Origin of the sequence: Rhodococcus sp. 24CO (assembly GCF_050586165.1) — a bacterium.
GTDB lineage: Bacteria > Actinomycetota > Actinomycetes > Mycobacteriales > Mycobacteriaceae > Rhodococcus_F.
Genome location: NZ_JAZFNF010000001.1, coordinates 333375 through 353432, shown reverse-complemented (window position 1 = coordinate 353432; position 20058 = coordinate 333375). Strand labels below are relative to the sequence as shown.

At 61.3% G+C, this 20058-nt stretch carries 18 protein-coding genes; 2 read left to right on the top strand and 16 right to left on the bottom strand.

The genetic code is table 11. From position 1 onward, the window contains the following. Positions 1–8: 8 nt before the first annotated feature. The 7 genes from V2B23_RS01680 to V2B23_RS01650 form a co-directional block, all read right to left on the bottom strand. Complete coding sequence (locus tag V2B23_RS01680) at positions 9–1187, bottom strand: helix-turn-helix domain-containing protein (RefSeq protein ID WP_430948728.1); 1179 nt, start codon at positions 1185–1187, stop codon at positions 9–11. 62 nt (positions 1188–1249) lie between these two features. Further along, the gene (locus tag V2B23_RS01675) at positions 1250–2632 is read right to left on the bottom strand and encodes an AMP-binding protein (RefSeq protein WP_430948727.1); all 1383 of its coding nucleotides are present in this window, start codon (positions 2630–2632) and stop codon (positions 1250–1252) included. Positions 2633–2642: 10 nt separating this feature from the next. Next, on the bottom strand, positions 2643–3770 hold the full coding sequence (locus tag V2B23_RS01670) for a thiolase family protein (protein ID WP_430948726.1): 1128 nt from the start codon (positions 3768–3770) through the stop codon (positions 2643–2645). Then, entirely contained in the window at positions 3767–4873 is a 1107-nt protein-coding gene (locus tag V2B23_RS01665; protein WP_430948725.1) for an AMP-binding enzyme, read from the bottom strand. Before V2B23_RS01665 ends, V2B23_RS01670 begins: the two co-directional genes overlap by 4 nt. Next, a complete protein-coding gene (locus V2B23_RS01660) occupies positions 4870–5454 on the bottom strand; it encodes a biotin transporter BioY (RefSeq protein WP_430948724.1) in 585 nt (194 codons plus the stop codon). Before V2B23_RS01660 ends, V2B23_RS01665 begins: the two co-directional genes overlap by 4 nt. Before the next feature lie 146 nt (positions 5455–5600). Beyond that, positions 5601–6518 carry a tyrosine-protein phosphatase gene (locus tag V2B23_RS01655; RefSeq protein ID WP_430948723.1) on the bottom strand — a complete coding sequence of 306 codons (918 nt, stop codon included), beginning with the start codon at positions 6516–6518 and terminating at the stop codon, positions 5601–5603. 51 nt (positions 6519–6569) lie between these two features. After that, positions 6570–7364 carry an SDR family NAD(P)-dependent oxidoreductase gene (locus V2B23_RS01650; protein ID WP_430948722.1) on the bottom strand — a complete coding sequence of 265 codons (795 nt, stop codon included), beginning with the start codon at positions 7362–7364 and terminating at the stop codon, positions 6570–6572. Between the two features lie 340 nt (positions 7365–7704). Between V2B23_RS01650 and adhP the strand changes: the two genes are divergently transcribed. Further along, positions 7705–8745 carry an alcohol dehydrogenase AdhP gene (gene adhP, locus V2B23_RS01645; protein ID WP_430948721.1) on the top strand — a complete coding sequence of 347 codons (1041 nt, stop codon included), beginning with the start codon at positions 7705–7707 and terminating at the stop codon, positions 8743–8745. 6 nt (positions 8746–8751) lie between these two features. Here adhP and V2B23_RS01640 read toward each other — a convergent pair whose 3' ends face one another. The 6 genes from V2B23_RS01640 to V2B23_RS01615 all read right to left on the bottom strand — a co-directional run bounded on the left by V2B23_RS01640 (position 8752) and on the right by V2B23_RS01615 (position 15974). Next, positions 8752–10122 carry a cytochrome P450 gene (locus V2B23_RS01640; RefSeq protein ID WP_430948720.1) on the bottom strand — a complete coding sequence of 457 codons (1371 nt, stop codon included), beginning with the start codon at positions 10120–10122 and terminating at the stop codon, positions 8752–8754. 166 nt (positions 10123–10288) lie between these two features. Next, complete coding sequence (locus V2B23_RS01635; RefSeq protein WP_430948719.1) at positions 10289–10714, bottom strand: DUF7144 family membrane protein; 426 nt, start codon at positions 10712–10714, stop codon at positions 10289–10291. A gap of 184 nt (positions 10715–10898) precedes the next feature. Next, positions 10899–12512 (bottom strand): ABC transporter substrate-binding protein, encoded by a 1614-nt coding sequence (locus tag V2B23_RS01630; protein ID WP_430948718.1) that lies wholly within the window; start codon positions 12510–12512, stop codon positions 10899–10901. Positions 12513–12552: 40 nt separating this feature from the next. Further along, complete coding sequence (locus V2B23_RS01625) at positions 12553–14286, bottom strand: N-acyl-D-amino-acid deacylase family protein (protein ID WP_430948717.1); 1734 nt, start codon at positions 14284–14286, stop codon at positions 12553–12555. Then, a complete protein-coding gene (locus tag V2B23_RS01620) occupies positions 14279–15256 on the bottom strand; it encodes an alpha/beta hydrolase (RefSeq protein WP_430948716.1) in 978 nt (325 codons plus the stop codon). Before V2B23_RS01620 ends, V2B23_RS01625 begins: the two co-directional genes overlap by 8 nt. 100 nt (positions 15257–15356) lie before the next feature. After that, positions 15357–15974 (bottom strand): TetR/AcrR family transcriptional regulator, encoded by a 618-nt coding sequence (locus tag V2B23_RS01615; protein ID WP_430948715.1) that lies wholly within the window; start codon positions 15972–15974, stop codon positions 15357–15359. A gap of 113 nt (positions 15975–16087) precedes the next feature. On the opposite strand from V2B23_RS01615, the gene V2B23_RS01610 reads away from it, so the two are divergent. Beyond that, positions 16088–17716: a flavin-containing monooxygenase gene (locus V2B23_RS01610; RefSeq protein ID WP_430948714.1), complete on the top strand. Its 1629-nt coding sequence runs from the start codon at positions 16088–16090 to the stop codon at positions 17714–17716. 34 nt (positions 17717–17750) lie between these two features. On the opposite strand, the gene V2B23_RS01605 is transcribed toward V2B23_RS01610, so the two are convergent. From V2B23_RS01605 to V2B23_RS01595, 3 genes are read right to left on the bottom strand one after another with little or no spacing between them, the layout of a single operon-like run. Next, positions 17751–18839: an alpha/beta fold hydrolase gene (locus V2B23_RS01605; RefSeq protein WP_430948713.1), complete on the bottom strand. Its 1089-nt coding sequence runs from the start codon at positions 18837–18839 to the stop codon at positions 17751–17753. A 52-nt stretch (positions 18840–18891) separates the two neighbouring features. Beyond that, complete coding sequence (locus V2B23_RS01600; RefSeq protein ID WP_430948712.1) at positions 18892–19740, bottom strand: SDR family oxidoreductase; 849 nt, start codon at positions 19738–19740, stop codon at positions 18892–18894. Next, positions 19740–19865: a hypothetical protein gene (locus V2B23_RS01595; RefSeq protein ID WP_430948711.1), complete on the bottom strand. Its 126-nt coding sequence runs from the start codon at positions 19863–19865 to the stop codon at positions 19740–19742. The genes V2B23_RS01600 and V2B23_RS01595 overlap by 1 nt, the downstream gene beginning before the upstream one ends. Positions 19866–20058: the final 193 nt, after the last annotated feature.

The following is a 20058-nucleotide window of genomic DNA, read 5'->3' as shown; positions in this document are numbered from 1 at the left end:
GACGCGATCTACAGGCGTCCCGTCGCTTCCCAGAGTCGGATCAGCTTGAGCGTGACGTGCAATGTACTGCGAGCCAAACCGTCGTCGAGCGCGTCACGCACGGCGATTGGCATGTTCTCGAGTCGGTAGTACAGCGTCGTGCGGTGGATGTGAAGTTGTTCGCACGCAACTTGGGCGTGCCCGCCGCAATCGAGGTAGGTCTCGACTGTCTGCCGCTGTACCGCATCGCTGCGTTCCCACAGTTCGTAAGCGGCAGGAGAGAACGACGAAAGCAATGATCGATCACCGCCCACTGCCTGCAGCAGAATCCAGCTGCCGAGCTCCGAATAGTCAGCTCGCGCTCCGAACTCCGGCAATACCGCGGCAGTCTTCGCGGCTGTCACGGCCCGATCCGCTACAACTCGGAGATCATCGTCGTCGTGATGGTGTGCTGCGGATCCGATGCTGCGAATGACGAACGCCTTGTTCGCCGATTCGGCTCGGATCTTCTCCTCGAGCGCGGCACCGTCGCGCGCATGGCTGACAAAGATCAGGCAGTCACCACGCAACCCCAGAAATCGAACGGACGAATCCCGTGATCTGTCGAGGCATCGCCCGAATACGCTCAGCGCGATCGAGTTTTCCTGGCCGTCGACGAGAACCGCACGAATGACCGTATCCGGTCCGCGCACAAAGGCGTGACGCCCGAGCCCTTCGGTGAATGCTTGCCGCCGCACTGACACGTCGTCAGACAGCAGACGCATGAGGTAGCCGTCACTGCGTTCGCGGCCGTACGAATCATCAGTACCTACACTGTCCGAGAGCAACATTGGCAGTGCAGCGTCCACGGCGATGTCGACAGCGGAAAGATCGGATTTCGTTAATGCCGGCAGACCACCGGTGATGAGCCACAGCACTCCGTACAACCGATCATCGCTACGGATCGGCACGGCAAGACGTTCGCGCGCACCGAATCCGGAGAGATCGACCGTGATCGGATACCGGAGATCGTCGACACGTAGTCCCTCGAGATAACGACGGGCGTCGTCCGGCGTCGATCTTCGCAACAGGCTTTCCGCGCGAATTCGATCGATGTCGTCACCTTGCGCACTAGCGGCGACGGGACGGTAGTCCGCATCGTTGATGACCACGGAACGCGCAAGCACCTCCGCAAGCTCGTCGACCACTCCTTGCAGCTTCGTTTGCACGACTAAATTGTCTGCCACATCCAAGGCTGCAGCCACGCGAAACTGCCGAAGCCCGGTGTGATTTACCTTGCTGAATCCGTGAGAGTAATCGCAAGGGCAGAGCGATCGAGCTTTCCCCGCGGAGTGCGCGGCAACTGATCAACCCGGAGGATCCGCACCGGCATGCTTGGGCTAGGAAGGGTTGTTCGCAGATGCCGCCAAATCGTGTCGGTGTGCAAACCTTCATCGCTGACAACGATGGCAACCGCTGGAGCCTCCCCCATCCGCGCATCGGGCACGCCGATGCACGCGGCCTCGGCAATCCCCGGCAGTGAGGTCAACGCCGCTTCGACCGCCGCTGGTTCCACTTTGAGGCCAGCACGGATCAGCATGTCGCTCTCACGACCGAGCAAGCGCAAACGCCTGGCCTCCACGTGCCCTCGGTCACCGACAGTCATCCACCCGTCAACTGGCCCGTCTATCACCCCGGTTTCGGTGAGATAACCGTCGAACAGCATGTCACTGCACACATGCACAAGGCCGTCGCGAATCTCGACCTCGACGCCGGCGAACAACTCTCCGGCCGACAACTCGTCGAGGTCACCGAGCCCGCGATCAAAGGAGACGAAACTCAATTCCGATGCCCCGTAGAAGTGCACCAAGGAAGCATTCGGCAGCATCTCCTGCAGCGCCTGCCGCCCGGTGCGCGGCCACCGGGCGGCCGACGAGATCACTTCGCGGACACATTCGACAGGGCCAATGCCTGACCGCACGAGGTCCCAGGCGATCGTGGGTACCGAATACAGATGGGTTGCACCGGCTTTCACCGCTGTCTCCGCGCCACGAAGATCAACAGTGGCACCGCGGGTCAGCGCGTGGAGTGCTCCGTACAGAAAATGAGTGTGGTCGAGGACGCCCGGTACAGACACTCGATCTCCGACACCGACGTCGAACACCGCATCCGATCGATCGAGAGTTCGCGCCCAGGACAACTGATTTCGGACGAAGAGCTTCGGCTCGCCGGTAGTACCTGACGTGACACCGATCAGCAGTTCGGAGTCAGCCGACGCCTGATTGGACGCCCCAGTACTTTCGAGATCAACAGCGGTGACTAGTTCACCCGAGAACCCCAGCCTGCGCAACCGCCTGTGCTGCTTCGATTCCGCGACAACTGCTCCGGGAACAGATAGTTCGAGCACCCGCTCCAACTGCGCCCCGAGAAGATGCCGATGCAACAGCACCACACTGGTGCCCGTCCGCATCGCAGCCGCGACAACCACTAATGATTCGACGTCCGAGGTCGGCAGTACCGCAACTCGGTTCATCGACGCCAATCCCGCGGCGACCCGAGATACCCTCGCCCAGAAGTCTGCGTAATCGATCTCCTCGCGCGACGAGACAACGGCGATCGTCGACGGATTGCTGCGAACTCGGTGAGCAATTCGTTCCGCCAGAAGTTCGCTCATCGTTGCGGCTTCACGAAACACGCTCGACCAGCATCGCAATGCCCTGTCCCCCGCCGATTGCGCACGCTGCGAGCCCCAGTTCCGGGCCGCCGTCGGCGAGCATCTGACTTGCCAAGCGCACCAGCAGAACAGCTCCCGAAGCGCCCCACGGATGGCCCATTGCTATTGCCCCGCCCTGCGGACAGATGACGGATTCGTCGAGTCCGAGTTCGTCTGATACTGCCAGAACCACGGAGGCAAACGCCTCGGTGATTTCGACAATTCCCAGGTCGGACGCACCGATTCCGGTTTTTGCGAACAGCGAGCGAATGGCGGGAACCGGACCGAGTCCCGGCAATGCCGGATCGGACCCGGCAACAGCGGTGCCGAGAATTCGGAGCGCCGGCATTCCCTGCGCGAGTGACTCTGTCGTCACTGCCAGCACTGCGCTTCCGTCCGAGATGCCACACGAGTTCCCGGCCGTTGCTGTGCCGTCTACCCCAAAACTTGGACGAAGCCTCGCCAACCGCGCTTCGGTCATGCCTCGACGAATACGCTGGTCGGCTTCGATACCGCTGATCGGCACAATCTCGGAGGAGAAATCCGTAGCAGCCGCTAGCGTGTGTGAACGAGTTGCATACGCATCCTGACGCTCACGGCTGATGCCGAGCAAACGTGCAAGATCATCTGCAGCGCAACCCATATCGGGATCCGCAAAGCCCTGCGGAGCAAATGGCGCCCGGGTGTATCTCGTCAGTTCACCGCTCTGAGTAGGCGGCCAGTATCGCCACGGAGCGGTACTGGCGGATTCGACGCCGCCGGCCAGTATCAGGTTGTCGTTTCCGCTACGTACGCGCAGCGCAGCCTGCATGACGGCGTCGAGACCAGAACCGCATTGCCGGTCGACGGTGACACCTGGAATCGAAAAACCAAGCCCAGCCGCAAGTGCTGAGATACGCGCGGGATTGCCGCCGGGGCCCATGCAGTTTCCGAGAATAACGTCGTCGACGTCGGCCTCGATACCGGATCGACGTAGCGCAGCATGCACTTCCGTCAGTACCGGGGCGGCGAGGTCCGTCGTGGTCAGGTCTGCAAATCCATGGCCTGCATTACCGATCGGGCTTCGCCGTGCGGCCACCAGAACAGGAGCGGAATTCATGAGTGCAACTCTTTCACGCGTCCGCGAGCGACTTTGCCACTACCGGTACGTGGCAGTTCGTCGACGGTGATCCAGCGACTCGGCATAGCTTCTCGTGCCAACAACGCACGCGCCTGCGCGCGAATTGCATGGAGAGTGACGGCGTCGTCGTGCTCGATCACAGCCGTGATGGTCTCTCCGAGAACCGAATGCGGCGAACCGATTACGGCGGCGCCCTTGACACCGTCCACAGACTCCAAGGTTCGCTCGACGTCCTCGGCCATGACGGTGGTTCCGCCGACGTTGATCGCAAACTCCCCGCGCCCGAGAATCGCCAACTCCCGGTTCGATCCGAGGATCGCTCTGTCCCCGACACCGAACCACTCCGGGGCGCCCAGCACTCGATACGGCGAACGGACATACAGAAGGCCGTCGCGAATCTCGGCGTCGACGCTGTCGAGTAGACGCATCGCTTCAGGCACTCGCCGGGCAGCGACAATGGAAAGCTCTGCAGCGCCGTAGTATTCGACTATCTCAATCCCCGACGCTGCGGCCTGGGCGCCGTCGTCCAACATTGTCCCGGCAACAACAGCGGTCCGCAACCGCGGCGCCTCGTGCACAACGCGTCGCAACACGGCGGGAACCGCGTGTACAACCGTCGCCTCCGTTGGGTCGTCGGTGACACACGCGCCTCGCCACAGTGCGTGAACAGCGCCGAACAGATGCATCGTTGCGTGGAGCGGCCCGGTGATCAGCACTCGATCATGTGCCTCGATGCCGGTGATGGTGGTGAACTCGGGGAAGCTGTCGAACCACGACGCCGCTGTCCTGGCCAGCGGACGTGGCCGGCCACTGGAACCCGACGTGGCAACAAGCAGGAACGACGACGGATCGATTTCGCCGCGCTCGGGTCGCGTCGCCGGATCCTCCACGATCACCGCTGTTCCACGCCGCGCGGCAGCAAAGATGCAGATCAGCGCGTCCAGCACCGGCAGCGCCGACGCGTCACACACGGCAGCCTGAGGCGATCGCTCGATGGCGGCGTCAAGTTCGGCATAGGTGAGAACTGTGCCGCCGAGATCGAGCGCCCACTGGTCGCCGTGTCCCCCGAGTGCTCCGATCACCGACGAATCAGTCCCGGATATGCTCGGTGTACCCCCTTGGCGACAACACTCGCGACAACCACCTTCAACGCATCGCCGGGGATAAATGCCACGTTGGTACTCAGTGCCGCACCGACACCCATGTCGGTTCGCAGGATGAGCCCTGCCGTGCCGAACAGATACACGACAACAATTCCGCCAAACGCGTTGATCAAAATACCCAGCACAAGCGGATACTTCGGCAAGATCCTGGCAGTGAGCCAGCCGATGCACAGTACCGCGGGAATCCAGCCGATCAGGTAGCCGGCACTAGGTCCAGCGAGGGCAGTGAGTCCGGTGCGTCCGCCTGACAGCAGTGGCAATCCCATCAGTGTCAGTGCCATGAAGACGGCAACTGCCGCAACACCTTTCCGTGCACCGAGGATCGCACCGGCGAGAATAACTCCGAGCGTCTGCAGCGTGATAGGCACGCCGCTGATACCGATCGAGATAGCGCCGGGCAGACCCAATGCAGCGATCAGCGCCGCGAACACCGCGATCTGAGCCATTTCCCTTGCTTGAATGCCGACCGGCGACGCCTGGGCGCCCTCGAGACTTGACATGCCCACTCCTTCAGATACTTGAACGACGTTCAAGATAGCAGGTCTGCGACTACACCAGTAGTCCCGGCATTCGACATAAAACTGCTGGACGCGTGACCAATCACATCGGTCACGCGCCCAGCGCTTTCAATTCCTCTCGCGCAAACTCAGACGAGAAGCTTGAGTTTCAGCTTGATGATCGTTGCCACATCCAAGCCGAGTCCGTCGACGAGATAGCTGTCGAAGGATTCGTAATTGTTGTCCAGTTCGTCGAACGCGGCCTGCAGATAACTGGCATCGACGCCGAGGAGCAGCCGGTAAACCTCGGCGTACTCCGGACCCTTTGCCGCAGCAATACGAGCCACCTTGGCGTCGATTGACGCCGCGGAGTACTCGTTGGTGAGCAGATAGTCCTCCATGATCGTCTCTCGCGATACTCCCGCAATGCTCAACAGCAGCGCCGATGCCCAGCCGGTGCGGTCCTTACCTGCGGTGCAGTGGAAAATCTGCGCACCCGGAGTATTTGCGAGCTCGGTCAACAGCTCACCGTATCCGGCACGAGAGACGGAATCACTGACGGTCGACCGGTAACCGGACTGGACATACGCCAGCGCTTGCTCTTTCGTGGTGATGGATGCGACGTCACCGCTCGGATCAGCCGCGAGGACCTGTACCTTCTCGTATCGAACGCCGCCGGGCAGAGTGTTCGGGTTCGCCGCGATCTCGCCCTCGGTCCGCAGGTCGTACACCGCGGTCACATGCAGCGACTCGAGTGTCGCGAGGTCTTCGGCGCTCGGGGTAATCGCGTTGGCGCGGTAGAACACTCCCTGGCGCACATGCAGGCCGCCGGTTCCGATGTAACCGGCTTCCCGACCTGCCACATCGCGAAAATTGTCTATCGACGAGAGTCGGGGTGTCACGACGGTGGACGGCGCACTCGAGCCGAGTTCCGTCGATCCCGAAAACGGTAAGGCAATCGGTTCAGCGATAGCAGCGCTCGCGCCGGCTAGCACGAACGAACCAGCCGCTGCGAGCGCAACACATGTTCGCGCCGCTCCACGCAAGCCTGTGGGACGATATGACATCTGATGAATCCTTTCCACAAGGAGCACAAGAAGTTCGGATATGAACCGCGGTTAGACCGTTGGCGGGGGAAGCAGCTTTCGTGCCGCAGCTTGGGACGCCAGAAGCAACTCGGCCCGATTGTGGCCGCTATTTCTGATTGCCGCCTGTTCGTGCTCTTTCACCACCACGACGGGACCGTTGGCGATATTCGCAAGCCCTTGGGCGGCAACATCGCGGGGGTCCGAGATGCGAAGGCCCGGCGTGTCCATGTTCAAACCTGCGCGGGCCATAGCCGGGGTTCGAGTGAGGCCGAGAACCAATTCGAGTACATCCACACCATGGTCTTGCATCTCGAGCCACAGCCCTTCGGCGAAAGTTCTGCAGAAAGATTTCACCGCCGAATAGATGCTGATCTGGGCCGAGCCCAGATAGCCGCTCAGCGAGCCCACCAACAAGATCCCACCACGTCCGCGTTCCCTCAGCCGGCCTCCGAAGTGGTGGACGAGCAGCAGTTGACTGGTGATGTTCAGATCGATGACGGACTGAAATCGCGTGAGATCGCCGGTGGCAAATTCGTGACCGTAAGTGTTGGCACCCGCGTTGTAAATGAACAAGCCGACGTCGATGTCATCTGTTATCTGCCGAATGCGATCAAGTGCATCCGGAGCCAAGAGATCGACCGACAGCGTGCGAACCTCGACGCCTCGAGCGCGGCTGGCATCAGCTACTTCCTCGAGTGGACCTTCCTTGCGCGCCAAGAGCACCAAGTTGAAACCTTGATCGGCCAACTGGGTGGCAAATTCCGCTCCCACGCCTTCCGATCCACCTGCAATTACTGCCCACGGCCCGTACTTCGCGATGTCCATTGCTCTCCTACCTCATCATGTGTAATGGCTGCCTGTCATAGTGCAGAGCCCGCTCGGGGAGCGAGAGCGCCCCGTCCGCTGACCGGGACGGAACGGCATTGCCGGCAACTGATCCCCAGCGATACTTGAAACCGTTGTAAGGCATGGCTGTACACCGCTAACAGTCTCAGCAGGCGTGTTTCGCAGTCATGCCACAGTGTTGTGCACAGGGATTCTCCTTCGAACCTACGCACATCGGACTGCAAAGGGCCATGATGGAGACGGACGCACGCCACTCTGCAACGTGGCGACAACTCTCCGTCCTGTGTAGTGGTCGACTGATGCGAGGAGTAGTGCAGATATGGGCACCATGAAAGCTGCGGTTGTACATTCGTTCACCGAACCGTTGACGATCGACGATATCGAAGTTCCGGAACCAGGCCCCTTCGAGGCTTTGGTTCGCGTCGAGTATTCCGGTGTCTGCCACACCGATTTACATGCAGCGCACGGCGATTGGCCGGTCAAACCGTCGCCACCGTTTGTCCCCGGCCACGAAGGCGTCGGGACGGTCATCTCGGTTGGCGAATCGGTTACCCGGATCAGCGCCGGAGACACTGTCGGAAACGCCTGGCTGTGGAGCGCGTGCGGTGAATGCGAGTACTGCGAAACCGGGTGGGAAACCTTGTGCCCCAACCAGAAGAACGGTGGCTACTCGGTTGACGGTTCCTTTGGTGAGTACATGCTCGTCGACTCCCGCTATGCGCCGATCATTCCCGCCGGCGTTGATCTCTCCGCAGTGGGCCCCATCCTGTGCGCCGGCGTCACGGTCTACAAGGGCCTGAAAGTCACCGACACACGACCGGGGCAATGGGTTCTGATCTCCGGAATCGGCGGCCTCGGACACATCGCGGTGCAGTATGCCGTCGCGATGGGGCTCCGCGTAGTTGCCGTCGACGTCGACGACGCCAAACTGGAACTCGCCACCAAACACGGCGCCGAACACACCGTCAACGCAAGCACAGTGGATGATCCTGCCGCAACCATCAGCGCTCTCACCGGCGGCGGAGTGCACGGAGCGCTGGTCACCGCCGTCAATGCACACGCCTTCCCCCAAGCGGTCGGCAGTTTGCGCCGCGGCGGCACCGTCTCCCTGGTCGGGCTCCCACCGGAGAAATTCCCCCTCGACATCTTCACTACAGTGCTGTTGGGATTGACTGTCCGTGGATCGATCGTCGGAACCCGTAAGGACATGACCGAAGCGGTGGACTTCTTCGCCCGGGGGCTCATCAAACCCACCTATTCGCTTCGGAAACTCGAGGACATCAACAGCATCTTCACTGACATGGAAGCCGGCCAGATCGACGGCCGTATCGTCCTCGATTACACCGCAGGCCAGTCCTGAACTGTACTAGCGACGAGTAACCGTCAAGGCAAATCCTCGTGGACGCATCGTGAGTTGCTCCTGGACCTCGAGTTCGTAGGACGGGTCCGCTGTGAACTCGTAACGATGCAGGATCACTGCGAGTGCCATGAGCATCTCGTGATAGGCGAACTGCCGCCCGATGCACGCGCGCGGTCCGGTGCCGAATGGTTTGTACGCGGCACCGGACCGCGCCCTGACCTGTTCGGGCAGAAAGCGATCCGGGCGGAATTCGTCTGCGTCGGCGCCCCATACGGCCTTGTCGCGGTGGACTCTTTGCAGAACAACCATCACCCAGTCGCCCTTCTTGAAGGCGTATTTCCCACCGAGGAGAGTGTCTTCCTTGGCTTCGCGGAAATACCCCGGAGCCGTCGGCCACAGGCGAATTGTTTCGTCGAGCACTCGCCGCACCGCGCGCAGCTTGCCCACCTGGTCGAACTCGACGGCCGGAATCTCCCGGGACGGCCACAACGCGTCAACCTCAGCGCGAGCCTTCGCGGCCTCCTCAGGATGCTGGGACAACAGCCACAGCGCGAAGGACAAAGCGCCGGCTGAGGTCTCGTGACCGGCAACAAGAAAGGTCAAAATCTGGTATCGGATGTTGACCGGATCGAGTCTCTCCCCAGTGTCCGGGTCGGCTGACTCGAGCATCAACGTCAGGAGGTCAGGTCGATCGGCACTGCTTACTTGGCGATCTTCGATAACCCGATCGACCACCGAATTCAAGTACTGCACGTCGGCGCCGTGGCGACGTCGGCGTCTGCGGTCGAGCAACGCCCGCCCTGGTATCGGAAGCCCTTTCTGCTGAATGTATTCCAGCGCTCCGAGCATCGCCGTCACAAACGGATCGACGTCGTCGCGATCGTAGGAATTGAATCGATAGCCGAATCCTGCTCTGCCGATTGTCTCTAGGGTCAGTTTGCTCATTTCCTCGGATACATCGACAGGGGCGTCGGCATGATCCCAGGCGGCAACCATCTCCTTGACGACATCGAGCATGGTGTCGTGATAGCTGCGCATCGCCGCTTGGGTGAAGCCGGGCATCAAGACCGCGTGAGCTGTGGCCCAGTTGGGTTCGTCGTTTTCGGCCGTGAACAATCCGTCACCCGAAATCGGGCGTAGCTGCCGTAGCGGCCGGGCAAGGTTCTTCTGCCAGCGCTTTTCGTCGTTCACATCCTCGGCCAGGTCGACGCCACCGATGAAGCTCAATCGCATTGTCAGAATTCGACGCTGGTAAATCGGACCCAGCGACGCCAGAATCCGTGCCGTGTTCTGCATCGGCTTGACGGGATCCAGCCCGATGATGTCGCCGAGAATCGGCACTCGCCGCGGCGGGTGGGGCGGAACTTCGATGCTCACTGACGACTCCTGGCTATTGGCGCTGACATCCGCCGGAAGCCTACGGGGCCGCTCGATAACCTTCCCACCGAGCGGCCAATTGCCGAGCGGCGCAAGACGGGCACCTGACACGACGAAGCCGCTGGACACCGTCGGGTGCCAGCGGCTTCGACGTATCAGGCGCTGATCAGATCGTTTTTGTAGCGTCGGGCCGCCAGGTCGCGACTGCCCAGATCACCACAACATCGAGCGCAATGATCACGATCGACCACAGTGGGTAGTACGGCAACCACAAGAAGTTCGCCACGATCGAGAGTGCTGCGATGACAAATGCCATCCCACGGGCCCACGTCTGTCCCACGAACAGCCCCAACGACACCACAATGCCGATGATTCCAAGAATGATGTGGATCCAACCCCACGTCGTGACGTCGAATTTGAACGCGTAGTTGGTTCCGACCACCAGGAGATCGTTGTCGGCGAGAGCGGCGATACCTTGCAGGAGAGCGACCACACCTGCGACGAGGAGCAGCGCAGCCGCCGCTACCGTAGTCCCAATCGCAAAGCCCTGTCGCACAGGATGGTTCGCCGGAGCATGGTTCGGAGCAGTCATGATGTCCCCTTCATCGGCAGAATAACGTGTGAACAGTTTCCCGAGATTCAGCAAGACGAACATCACCCCGAACGGGTGAACACTCTTCGTACCCGAAAGAAACCGGGATACCTGACGCCCCAGACATGTCGGCGGGGCCGCCCAGTGGATTCCCCACCGAGCGGCCCCGCATCTCGCTGCCTCTTTACGACGTCGAATCAGGTGTGATCCACGCGTTTCCGAACAGCATGATGCCGTCGGCACTAGGCGTGATTCCGTAGACGTTCTTGCTCCACGGAATGAAATACTTACCCGTGTTGACGACCAGCATGGGGGCCGTTTCGTTGACCAGAGTCTGGATTTCCTCGATCACTTTCGTGCGGTCCTCATCGGTCGGCGCCGATTGCATCTCGATCAGAAGGGAATCCATGGTCGCGTTCTTGTACCCGATCACATTCGACGACGATTCGCTGTACAGGTTGCCGTACATCCGGACGAACGGCGATTCGTCGAGCACGTTGAATCCGGCATACCCGATGTCGTAATCATGTTGGGCGTACATGGTTTTCACGAGGTCGTTGATGCTGGTCGTGTACACGATCTCGACCGTGAATCCGACGGCCTGCAGCATTGCCTGGAACGCCAGCGCACTCCGCTGAGTTGCCGGGTCGTTCAAGCCCACATAGGTGAGCTTGCCGTCGTATCCGTCTGCCTTTGCTTCGTCGAGGAACTTCTTTGCAGCCTCGGGGTCGTACCCGTTCCCGGCGACGGATCCGTGCCACCGCGACCACGACTGGAACATATCGCTGCCCGGCATTCCGTAGCCGGCTTCGACCCTCTCGTTGAACGTATCGGGGTTGAATGCCGCCACGATCGCCTTACGAACCCGGACGTCGGACGCCGCGCGTCCCTCACGCTGATTGATGTTGCCGACACCACCCATATTCACGGTGTAGACGTATCCCACGTCTCCCGCACTCAGAGCGTTGTGAACAACCTCCGCGCCTCGTAGGTATGCCGCCTGGACACCACCGGTGTGCAGGGCGTCGAGTTTGGCCTGCTCACTGACTATCGCCGGGAAGCGCAATTTGTCGAGATTCGGCTTGCCGTTCCAGTACCCGGGGTTGGCGGCGAGCACCAATTCATCCTGCGAGGCGAACTTCTCGACAACGAAGGGGCCCGCTCCGATCGGTGCGAAGGTCCCTGTTATCATCGACGACGGTGCCACGATCATCCCGGGGCCGGTGGTGAACATGATCGGAAACTCGTTCCACGGCTGCTTGAGCGTGAAGACGACGGTAGCCGGATCGGGTGACTGTACGTCGGCAACGGTCGCCTTCCACACCTGCGTGTGGGTCCCCTTCTTCTCCAGGTAGTGGTTGATGCTCCACAACACCGCGGCGCCGTCCACCGGTGTCCCGTCGCTGAACTTAGCTCCGTCGCGAAGCGTCAACGTCCACACGCTGTTGTCGCCGTTGGCTTCGAGCGATTGCGCGAGTTGTGGTTCGAAAGCCTTGGTCTCGGGGTCGTACCGCACGAGGAGGTCGTAGATCGCGGCCATCTCGTTGCCGCCGGTCGCGCCGCCGTCCTGTCGGTCGGCTGGATCGAGGCTGCTGACGCCGTTGTACGTCGCAAAGGACAGTGTTCCACCGGACGTCGGCTCACCGCCGTCCCCCTGTTCGCCGACCAGTCCGGTGGTCACGTCCGACGTATCGGTCTCCGAACCCGACCCGCCTCCGGCGCAGCCGGCAACAAGCACTGTCGCCGCCGCCAACGCGGTGAATGTGGTCGCGGCACGAGCGAATGAACTACGGCGCATCTAGACCTTCTTTCCTAGGGTGTTCGGGAGGATATACCGTTCAGCGCGTGATTGATTCGGGAATCGGCCGAGCGCCCCGCACCAGACGTCCGGGTAGGGCGCCGGTGTGCTCGCCCTCCTCGAAGACAACTTCACCCGCGACGACAGTTGCAACATAGCCGGTGGCGGTCTGCATCAGCCGACGACCTCCGGTTGGTAAGTCGTACAGCACTTCCGGGTGATCAGCCTGCAAACGGTCGAAATCGATCACGTTCAGGTCTGCCCGGTATCCCGGCAGTACCTGACCGCGGTCAAGTAGACCAACCACGGCTGCGGTGTCGACGGTGTGCCGCTTGATCAACCACTCGACGGGAAACAACAATTCGGGATTCCGGTGGTCACGACCCCAGTGCGTGAGCAGTGTTGTCGGGAAGCTCGCGTCACAGATGGCGCCGCAGTGCGCGCCGCCGTCGCCAAGCGCCGGGACGGTATCCGGCCGAGCGAGCATCTCGCGGACCGCGTCCAGATTCCCGCCTGCGTAGTTGAGCATCGGGAAATACAGCAGACCCCGCCCGCCTTGCGCCATCATCGCGTCGTAGGCAACCTCGACCGGTGACACACCGGAACGATCGGCAAGGGCGGCAACCGAATCATTCGGTCCCGGTTCATAGTTGGGTGGATCACCGAGAAGGTAAACGCTCTCGAAACGAGTCGACAGTTTCTGGACGAACTCACTCTCCGTTTCCGGGTTCTCCGCAAGAAGCGCCGCTTTGACCTCGGGGCGAGAGAGCTGCACCACTCTTTCCTCACGAGAAAGATCAGCGAGTGCCGCGTAACTGGGATACGCCATGAACGGATGCCAGCTCAGCTCCCAGCCGAGCATGACTCCGACAGCTCTCGGCGCCACCTGGCCGGTGATCGGAACATTCTGTTGCGCAGACACTTCCGCCAGACCGTCTAGCAATGATCTCCACTTGTCCGGCGCCCGGTCACTCTGGACGATCGACACGGACATCGGTCGCTGCGCGGCCTCGACTATTGCACTGACAAACTCCATCTCCTCCGGTTCATCCATGAAATCGGAGATGAAGTCGATAACACCGGCCCCGGCCTTCGCCAGCCCCCGCGCCATCCCGGTCAACTCCTCCCGAGATGCTGTCAGGCTGGGCGTCGGCTCACCGGCGGACGTCTTGTGCACAGCAGAACGCGATGTCGACCAGCCAAGCGCACCAGCCTCGACTGCCTCGGCAACAAGATCACGCATCCGGTCCATTTCGGCGTCAGTCGGCCGAGCCAGATGGTCACCTCCGCGCTCCCCCATCACATAGGTACGAAGCGCGCCGTGTGGCAGTTGGGCGGCAAAGTCGATGGCATGCGGCGTATCGATCGCATCGAGATAGTCGGGAAAAGACTCCCAATTCCAACTCATCCCTTCAGCCAGAACGCTTCCCGGAATGTCCTCAACGCCTTCCATCAAGCTGATCAGCCAGTCGCGCTGCTCGGGTTTGACGGGCGCAAAACCCACACCGCAATTGCCCATCACCACGGTGGTCACGCCGTGCAGCGACGACGGTGTCAGCAACGTGTCCCACGTGACCTGTCCGTCGTAGTGCGTGTGGATGTCCACAAAACCGGGGGTGACCAGCTTTCCGGACGCGTCGATCTCACGACGTCCTGCCTCGGGTACCTCACCGACGACGGTGATCGTGTTGCCGTCGACAGCCACGTCCGCCCGCCGCGGCGCACTGCCCGTTCCGTCCACAACTGTCCCGCCGCGAATCACCAAATCATGCATGGTCTACCGCCTCCGTCGAATCGGACTGTCGGGCAACGTCTTCGAATAGACGTGCCGTTGCTGCTCCCACTGCCTCTGCGGCCGCTGACGCCGCAGCCGATACGGCAGTGAACTGGAGAAATCCGTGCGGCAGAGTTGGGTGGTGCTGCACCTCGACGGGCACCCCGGAGCCGCGCAACCGCTCGGCGTACTCGACGCCCTCGTCCAGCAACGGATCGTGTCCGCCGACAACGACAACGGTCGGCGGCAGCCCGGACAGGTCCGCGGCACGAATCGGTGCGAGATCGGGCGAGGTCCGAGCGTCCACGTCGGGGCAGTAATGATCGAAGAACCATTCCATTTCCCGCGCACCGAGGAACACTCCCGAGTTGGCGACATACGAATCCCGTGTCAGATCGGCGTCCACGACCGGATAGATGAGCACCTGCCCCACAAGGTTGACGGCATCATCGGACCGCATCAATTGCGCGCTCACCGCTGCGAGATTTCCGCCGGCACTGTCACCCGTGACGACAATCCATGGATCCAGCCCCTCGGATCCTGAAGCGACCCAGCGCAGCACCGTCAACGCGTCATCCACGGCGGCCGGGAACGGGTGTTCCGGTGCCAGCCGGTAATCCACGCTCACTACCGGGACACCAGCAGTCTCGGCGAGCAGCCGGCACAACGGGTCCGCGTAATCGAAATCCCCTGTGACCCACCCACCGCCATGGAAATGTACGACGGTACCAGCGTTGGTCACCTGCACCGGCCGATAGATCCGCACCGAAAGGCCGTCTCCCGCCGCACGAGTTTCGATCGACGCCACCTCAGGTCCGGGCGCGCAGGCTAGCAGTGCACCTCGTATCCGCTCACGCGCTTGCGGCGCAGACAGCTCAACCATCGGCGGAAGCCCCGCCCCCGACGCCGCGTCGGCGACGGCCTGAAATGCCGGATCCAACTCACTTCGTTTCTGTACGCCGCTTGTCATGAACTAGAATCTAACTCTAGTCTGTGAATATGACAACGGTCACATTAAAATCGCGAGTCAGCGTGCGACTGCATCTACGAGCGTCGAACGCCGCCTTCACTCAGACCGTGTCGTCGGGCGAGAAGATCAAGTCCACAGTGCGATCGAGCAGTCGATGAACCTCGGCGGCGTCTTGGCGTCCCAGACCGAAAAGCACCAACTGATGAGTCAACACAGCGGTCACAATCGACACGATGTCCGCTGCGTCGCCCGCAGGCAGATCGGCAAGTTGCGCGCGATACGACGTCAGCACTTGATCGGAGAACTCGGCAAAGATCTCGGACACAATCGGATCCGTCGACTGCCGGAGGCTGCTTTGCAGGCGAAGAAAAGTTGGATACTCCTCGAACCGACGGACCGAGTGGTGCAGACGCACGCGTATCCGCTCGGCGGGCGAGCGGGACGTATCAACCGGGTTTCCGTGCTTGATCGGATCCATCGCAGACCAGTCCCGCAACACCGCCGCATACAAGTGCTCCTTGGACGTGAAATACCGATACACCGTTCCGAGCGCAACGCCGGAACCCTCTGCAACATCGCGGATTTGGATGCGCTCGAACTCGTCCGCGACCAACAACTCGCCGGCCACATCGATGATGTGTTGGCGCCGCGCCTGTTGACCTTTGGGCAACGACGCGGGATCCAATTGAGCCGGCCTGTCGTTTGGCCCTGCGTCCACGTTTGCATTCCTCCCATTACATCCGAACAGCGTGCGGCGTACTCACAGCCTGCACTGATGCTACTGGCACATCCCGTCGTCCCCGCCCCACACCGTGAAACGAGGCAGTCCCCATGCTGAACAACCCTCAACAAACTCCAGATTGCGACGCAATTGTCGTGGGCGCCGGATTCGCCGGCCTCTATGCGCTGCACAGCCTTCGACAACGAGGCCTGTCCGTTCGAGGGTTCGAAGCAGGTAACAGCGTCGGCGGAACCTGGTTCTGGAACCGCTACCCGGGCGCCCGCTGCGATGTCGACAGCGCCGACTACTCGTATTCGTTCGACGACGACCTTCAACAGGAATGGGTCTGGACAGAACGCTTCCCCGCGCAGCCTGAGATCCTCTCCTATCTCGAGCACGTCGCCGATCGGTTCGACCTGCGCAGGGAGATCACATTCGGAACTCGTGTGACATCAGCCCATTTCGACGAGACAACGGGGTTGTGGACGATCACAACTGACGACGGAATGGCTGTCACCAGCCGGTGGGCCATCATGGCAACTGGCGCACTCTCATCCGCCCGACTGCCGGAGGTGGCTGGACAGGAAGATTTCCGCGGCGACGTCCATCACACCGGGCACTGGCCGTCTGACGGAGTCGAGTTCACGGGTAAGCGCGTGGGCGTCATCGGCACCGGATCGTCCGGGGTACAGGCGATCCCGCTCATCGCCGAGCAGGCCGAACACCTGACCGTATTCCAGCGAACCCCGGGATTTGTCATCCCCGCACGCAACCGCCCGCTCGGACCCGACGAACTCGACGAGATCAAGGCCGACTACCCCACCCGCCGCCAGAATCTGCGCGAATCCCATGGTGGTTGGATTCTCCCGCCGCCCGTCGGCCTGGCACTCGAGACCGCGCCGGAAGTGCGCGACAAGGAATACGAGAACCGCTGGGCCGGCGGCGGAATCGCCTTTCAGAACACCTTCGGCGACATCATGATCAGCGTCGACGCCAACGAGACCGCCGCTGAATTTGTACGGTCGAAGATCCGCGAAACAGTCGAAGATCCCACTACGGCAGAGGCACTGTGCCCCAAGGGGTATCCATTGGGATCGAAGCGACTGTGCATCGGAACCGATTATTACGAAACTTTCAACCGCGCCAACGTCACCCTAGCGGACCTCCGCGCCGCACCGATCGAGCGAATTGTGCCCCAGGGAATCCAGACCTCTGCAGGCCTGCACGAACTTGACATGATCGTCTACGCCACCGGATTCGACGCCATGACCGGGGCGCTGAACGCCATCGACATCCGTGGGCGGGATGGCACCGAACTACGCGAGGTCTGGGCTGCTGGGCCACGCACATACCTCGGCGTCGCGGTTGCGGGCTTCCCCAACATGTTTGTCCTCACCGGACCTGGCAGCCCTTCGGTCTTGTCCAATGTCGTGGTTTCGATCGAGCAGCACGTCGAGTGGGTCGTGGACTACATCGACCACATGCGTCGCGTCGGCGCGCAGTTCGCCGAAGCTATCCCTTCCGCTCAAGAGCAGTGGGTGGACCACGTGACCTCCATTGCCGCGGAAAGTCTCTACATGCAAGCGGATTCGTGGTATCTCGGCGCCAACGTTCCGGGTAAACCCAGAATCTTCATGCCCTACCTCGGCGGCGTCGGAAACTATCGAAACCTCTGCACTCAAATCGCCGCCGACAACTACCGCGGGTTCACAACGACCCCCGAACTCGCGAAACGGTAGAGCGCGGCCGAACTTGGAGTCACGACCTGCATACTCACCGAGGTTGTACGTATTCATCCAGAAATTGCTGGGTCATCTCGGCAATCTCGGATGCGTTTGCGTGGAACAGGTAGTGGTGGCCGTCCAAGATTTCGACGCGTTGAATCGCCGGGTTGGTAATTGCGGCGCGGTGCGACGACTCCCATTCCGGGTCGGCTGTGAGTGACGACGACGCGAGAATAGACATGGCCGGCATCGTCGAAGGGAGCGTGGCGCCCTCGACTCCCCGTACATTCTCGGCTTCGTGAGCGGTCTCGGCGAGCATCGTCGAATTCAACACCCACGAGTAGGAACGCAAATAGAGTTCTTGCTGCTCAGGGGTATATTCGTCGGCATCGCCGAGACTTTCGCGGTAGTCGGCCGCCAGCCCCAAATAGTCGGTACGCGTATCCAGGAAGATCAAGTTCCGGACCCCGCCGAGCGCTGTGACCGTAGACATCCAGCCCGGCCACTCCGGCGCCCCTTCGGCAAGCTCGGACGTGTACCGCTCGTCGTCCAGTCCTACCACTGCAGCTACTTCGTCAGGATGGTTGGTGGCCCACCACATCGTATAGAGACCGGAAAGGGAATGTGGCATAAGAACATAGGGGCCGTTCAACCCCAGGGCACTCAGCGCAGAACGGGTCTCGTCGACGATTGCTTCGCTTGTTCGCGGTGCGTCTGTGCCGTCACTGAGTCCCAACCCGAAGTTTTCGACGGTAACCACCGTGTTCGCCTCGGCCAGGCGTCGCGCGAGGGGCGCAAAATCGAGGATCGGCTCAGGCGTACCCAAACCGGGCATAAGAACAATAGTGCGTGGGCCCGAGCCTTGAACAGCAACGCTCATCCGATGTCCGTCTACATCGACGTAGCGATGTGAGGGACCGATCAGCGCCTCGATGGCTTGCTTGTCCCGCGGAGTTTGCCACCGATGATTGACTGTCGAGATCGCAACAGCACCAACAACTATCGCGAGCAAGCCGACGCAGATCCATCGCAATACGCGAAAGAATCGCCGCCGCGGCTTCCGAACCGTCGAATTACCGGTCTGCTCCGCCGATTGCGACTCGACGACAATCGGATCAGGTCCCCTGGTGTCCCCCACACCACTAACCTAGCCGACGCCGCTCCCTGCGGTCGGCGATCATCGGAAACTGTCAACCGGGCAGCGTTTCTCCGCCGATCGGTGCCAGCACCTCTCCTGAGTAGTAAGACGACATCGTTTCCGAGGCAAAGAACACGTAAGACGGTGCGATCTCGTCCGGCTGGGCGGCTCGCCCGTAAGGAGCCTGTTGACCAAAAGACTCGACCTTGTCCTTGTCCAATGTCGCCGGTATCAGCGGCGTCCATACTGGGCCAGGGGCAACACAATTGACCCGAATCGATCGCTCACGCAACGACTGGGACAGCGAGTACGTCAGCGCGATGACGGCCCCCTTGGTCGCGGAGTAATCGATCAAACTCTTATTTCCGCGCAGGCCGTTGATCGACGCCGTGTTGATGATCGACCCACCGCCTCTGAGGTGGGGCACCGCCGCCTTGGTGACGTGAAAATAGCTGTCGATGTTCACGGCGAACGTCCGACGCCATTGCTCGTCCGACAGCTCGACAAAGTCATCGACAGGTTGTTGGTACGCAACATTGTTGACGAGGATATTCAGTCCTCCCAGCACGTCCACCGTCTGCCCGACCACATCATTGCAGTGGTACGGATCTGCGAGGTCGCCCCGCATCAGGTGACAATTTCTGCCTTGATGCGCAACAAGTGCTGCGGTGTGATGGGCGTCGGCGTCCTCTTCGAGATAGGCAATCGCGACATCGGCCCCTTCCTTGGCAAATGCGACAGCCACGGCCCTTCCGATACCGGAATCGCCACCTGTGATCAACGCACGTTTGCCATCTAGCAGGCCCCGCCCGACGTAACTGTTCATCTCGTCGCGGGGTTCTTCACTCATGTCGCCGGTGTGCCCGGGGTATTCGATTCGCTCGCGCGGATGCTCACTCATCACAAGGCCCTCTCGTTGTGCCGCTGTTCGCGCTGCCAGCGATCAGCTACCCGGCGAGTCCAACGCTGAAACCCGAAACCCACCTCAGGGTTGACGACCGGAGTATTGGGGAACACGACCGGCATGATCGATCCTTTCGCGTTGGCGTACAACACCCCGTCGGGTACCGGGCCCGATCCGGTTCCGCCGAACCCCGTGCCTGAACCAATCCCGCCAGCGCCGGAACCCGTACCGCCGCCGGTCCCCCCTACTCCAACGCCGCCCAACCCCTATCCGCCGGACCCGATTCCCCAGATACCCGACCCGATCCCGTAAGCG

What these genes read in the sequence shown, in the direction of transcription:
- V2B23_RS01675 (WP_430948727.1), bottom strand. Translation starts at nt 2,632, where the DNA reads ATGAGCGAACTTCTGGCGGAACGAATTGCTCACCGAGTTCGCAGCAAT.
- V2B23_RS01670 (WP_430948726.1), bottom strand. Translation starts at nt 3,770, where the DNA reads ATGAATTCCGCTCCTGTTCTGGTGGCCGCACGGCGAAGCCCGATCGGT.
- V2B23_RS01660 (WP_430948724.1), bottom strand. Translation starts at nt 5,454, where the DNA reads ATGTCAAGTCTCGAGGGCGCCCAGGCGTCGCCGGTCGGCATTCAAGCA.
- V2B23_RS01655 (WP_430948723.1), bottom strand. Translation starts at nt 6,518, where the DNA reads ATGTCATATCGTCCCACAGGCTTGCGTGGAGCGGCGCGAACATGTGTT.
- V2B23_RS01650 (WP_430948722.1), bottom strand. Translation starts at nt 7,364, where the DNA reads ATGGACATCGCGAAGTACGGGCCGTGGGCAGTAATTGCAGGTGGATCG.
- adhP (WP_430948721.1), top strand. Translation starts at nt 7,705, where the DNA reads ATGGGCACCATGAAAGCTGCGGTTGTACATTCGTTCACCGAACCGTTG.
- V2B23_RS01635 (WP_430948719.1), bottom strand. Translation starts at nt 10,714, where the DNA reads ATGACTGCTCCGAACCATGCTCCGGCGAACCATCCTGTGCGACAGGGC.
- V2B23_RS01630 (WP_430948718.1), bottom strand. Translation starts at nt 12,512, where the DNA reads ATGCGCCGTAGTTCATTCGCTCGTGCCGCGACCACATTCACCGCGTTG.
- V2B23_RS01625 (WP_430948717.1), bottom strand. Translation starts at nt 14,286, where the DNA reads ATGCATGATTTGGTGATTCGCGGCGGGACAGTTGTGGACGGAACGGGC.
- V2B23_RS01620 (WP_430948716.1), bottom strand. Translation starts at nt 15,256, where the DNA reads ATGACAAGCGGCGTACAGAAACGAAGTGAGTTGGATCCGGCATTTCAG.
- V2B23_RS01610 (WP_430948714.1), top strand. Translation starts at nt 16,088, where the DNA reads ATGCTGAACAACCCTCAACAAACTCCAGATTGCGACGCAATTGTCGTG.
- V2B23_RS01600 (WP_430948712.1), bottom strand. Translation starts at nt 19,740, where the DNA reads ATGAGTGAGCATCCGCGCGAGCGAATCGAATACCCCGGGCACACCGGC.
- V2B23_RS01595 (WP_430948711.1), bottom strand. Translation starts at nt 19,865, where the DNA reads ATGCCGGTCGTGTTCCCCAATACTCCGGTCGTCAACCCTGAGGTGGGT.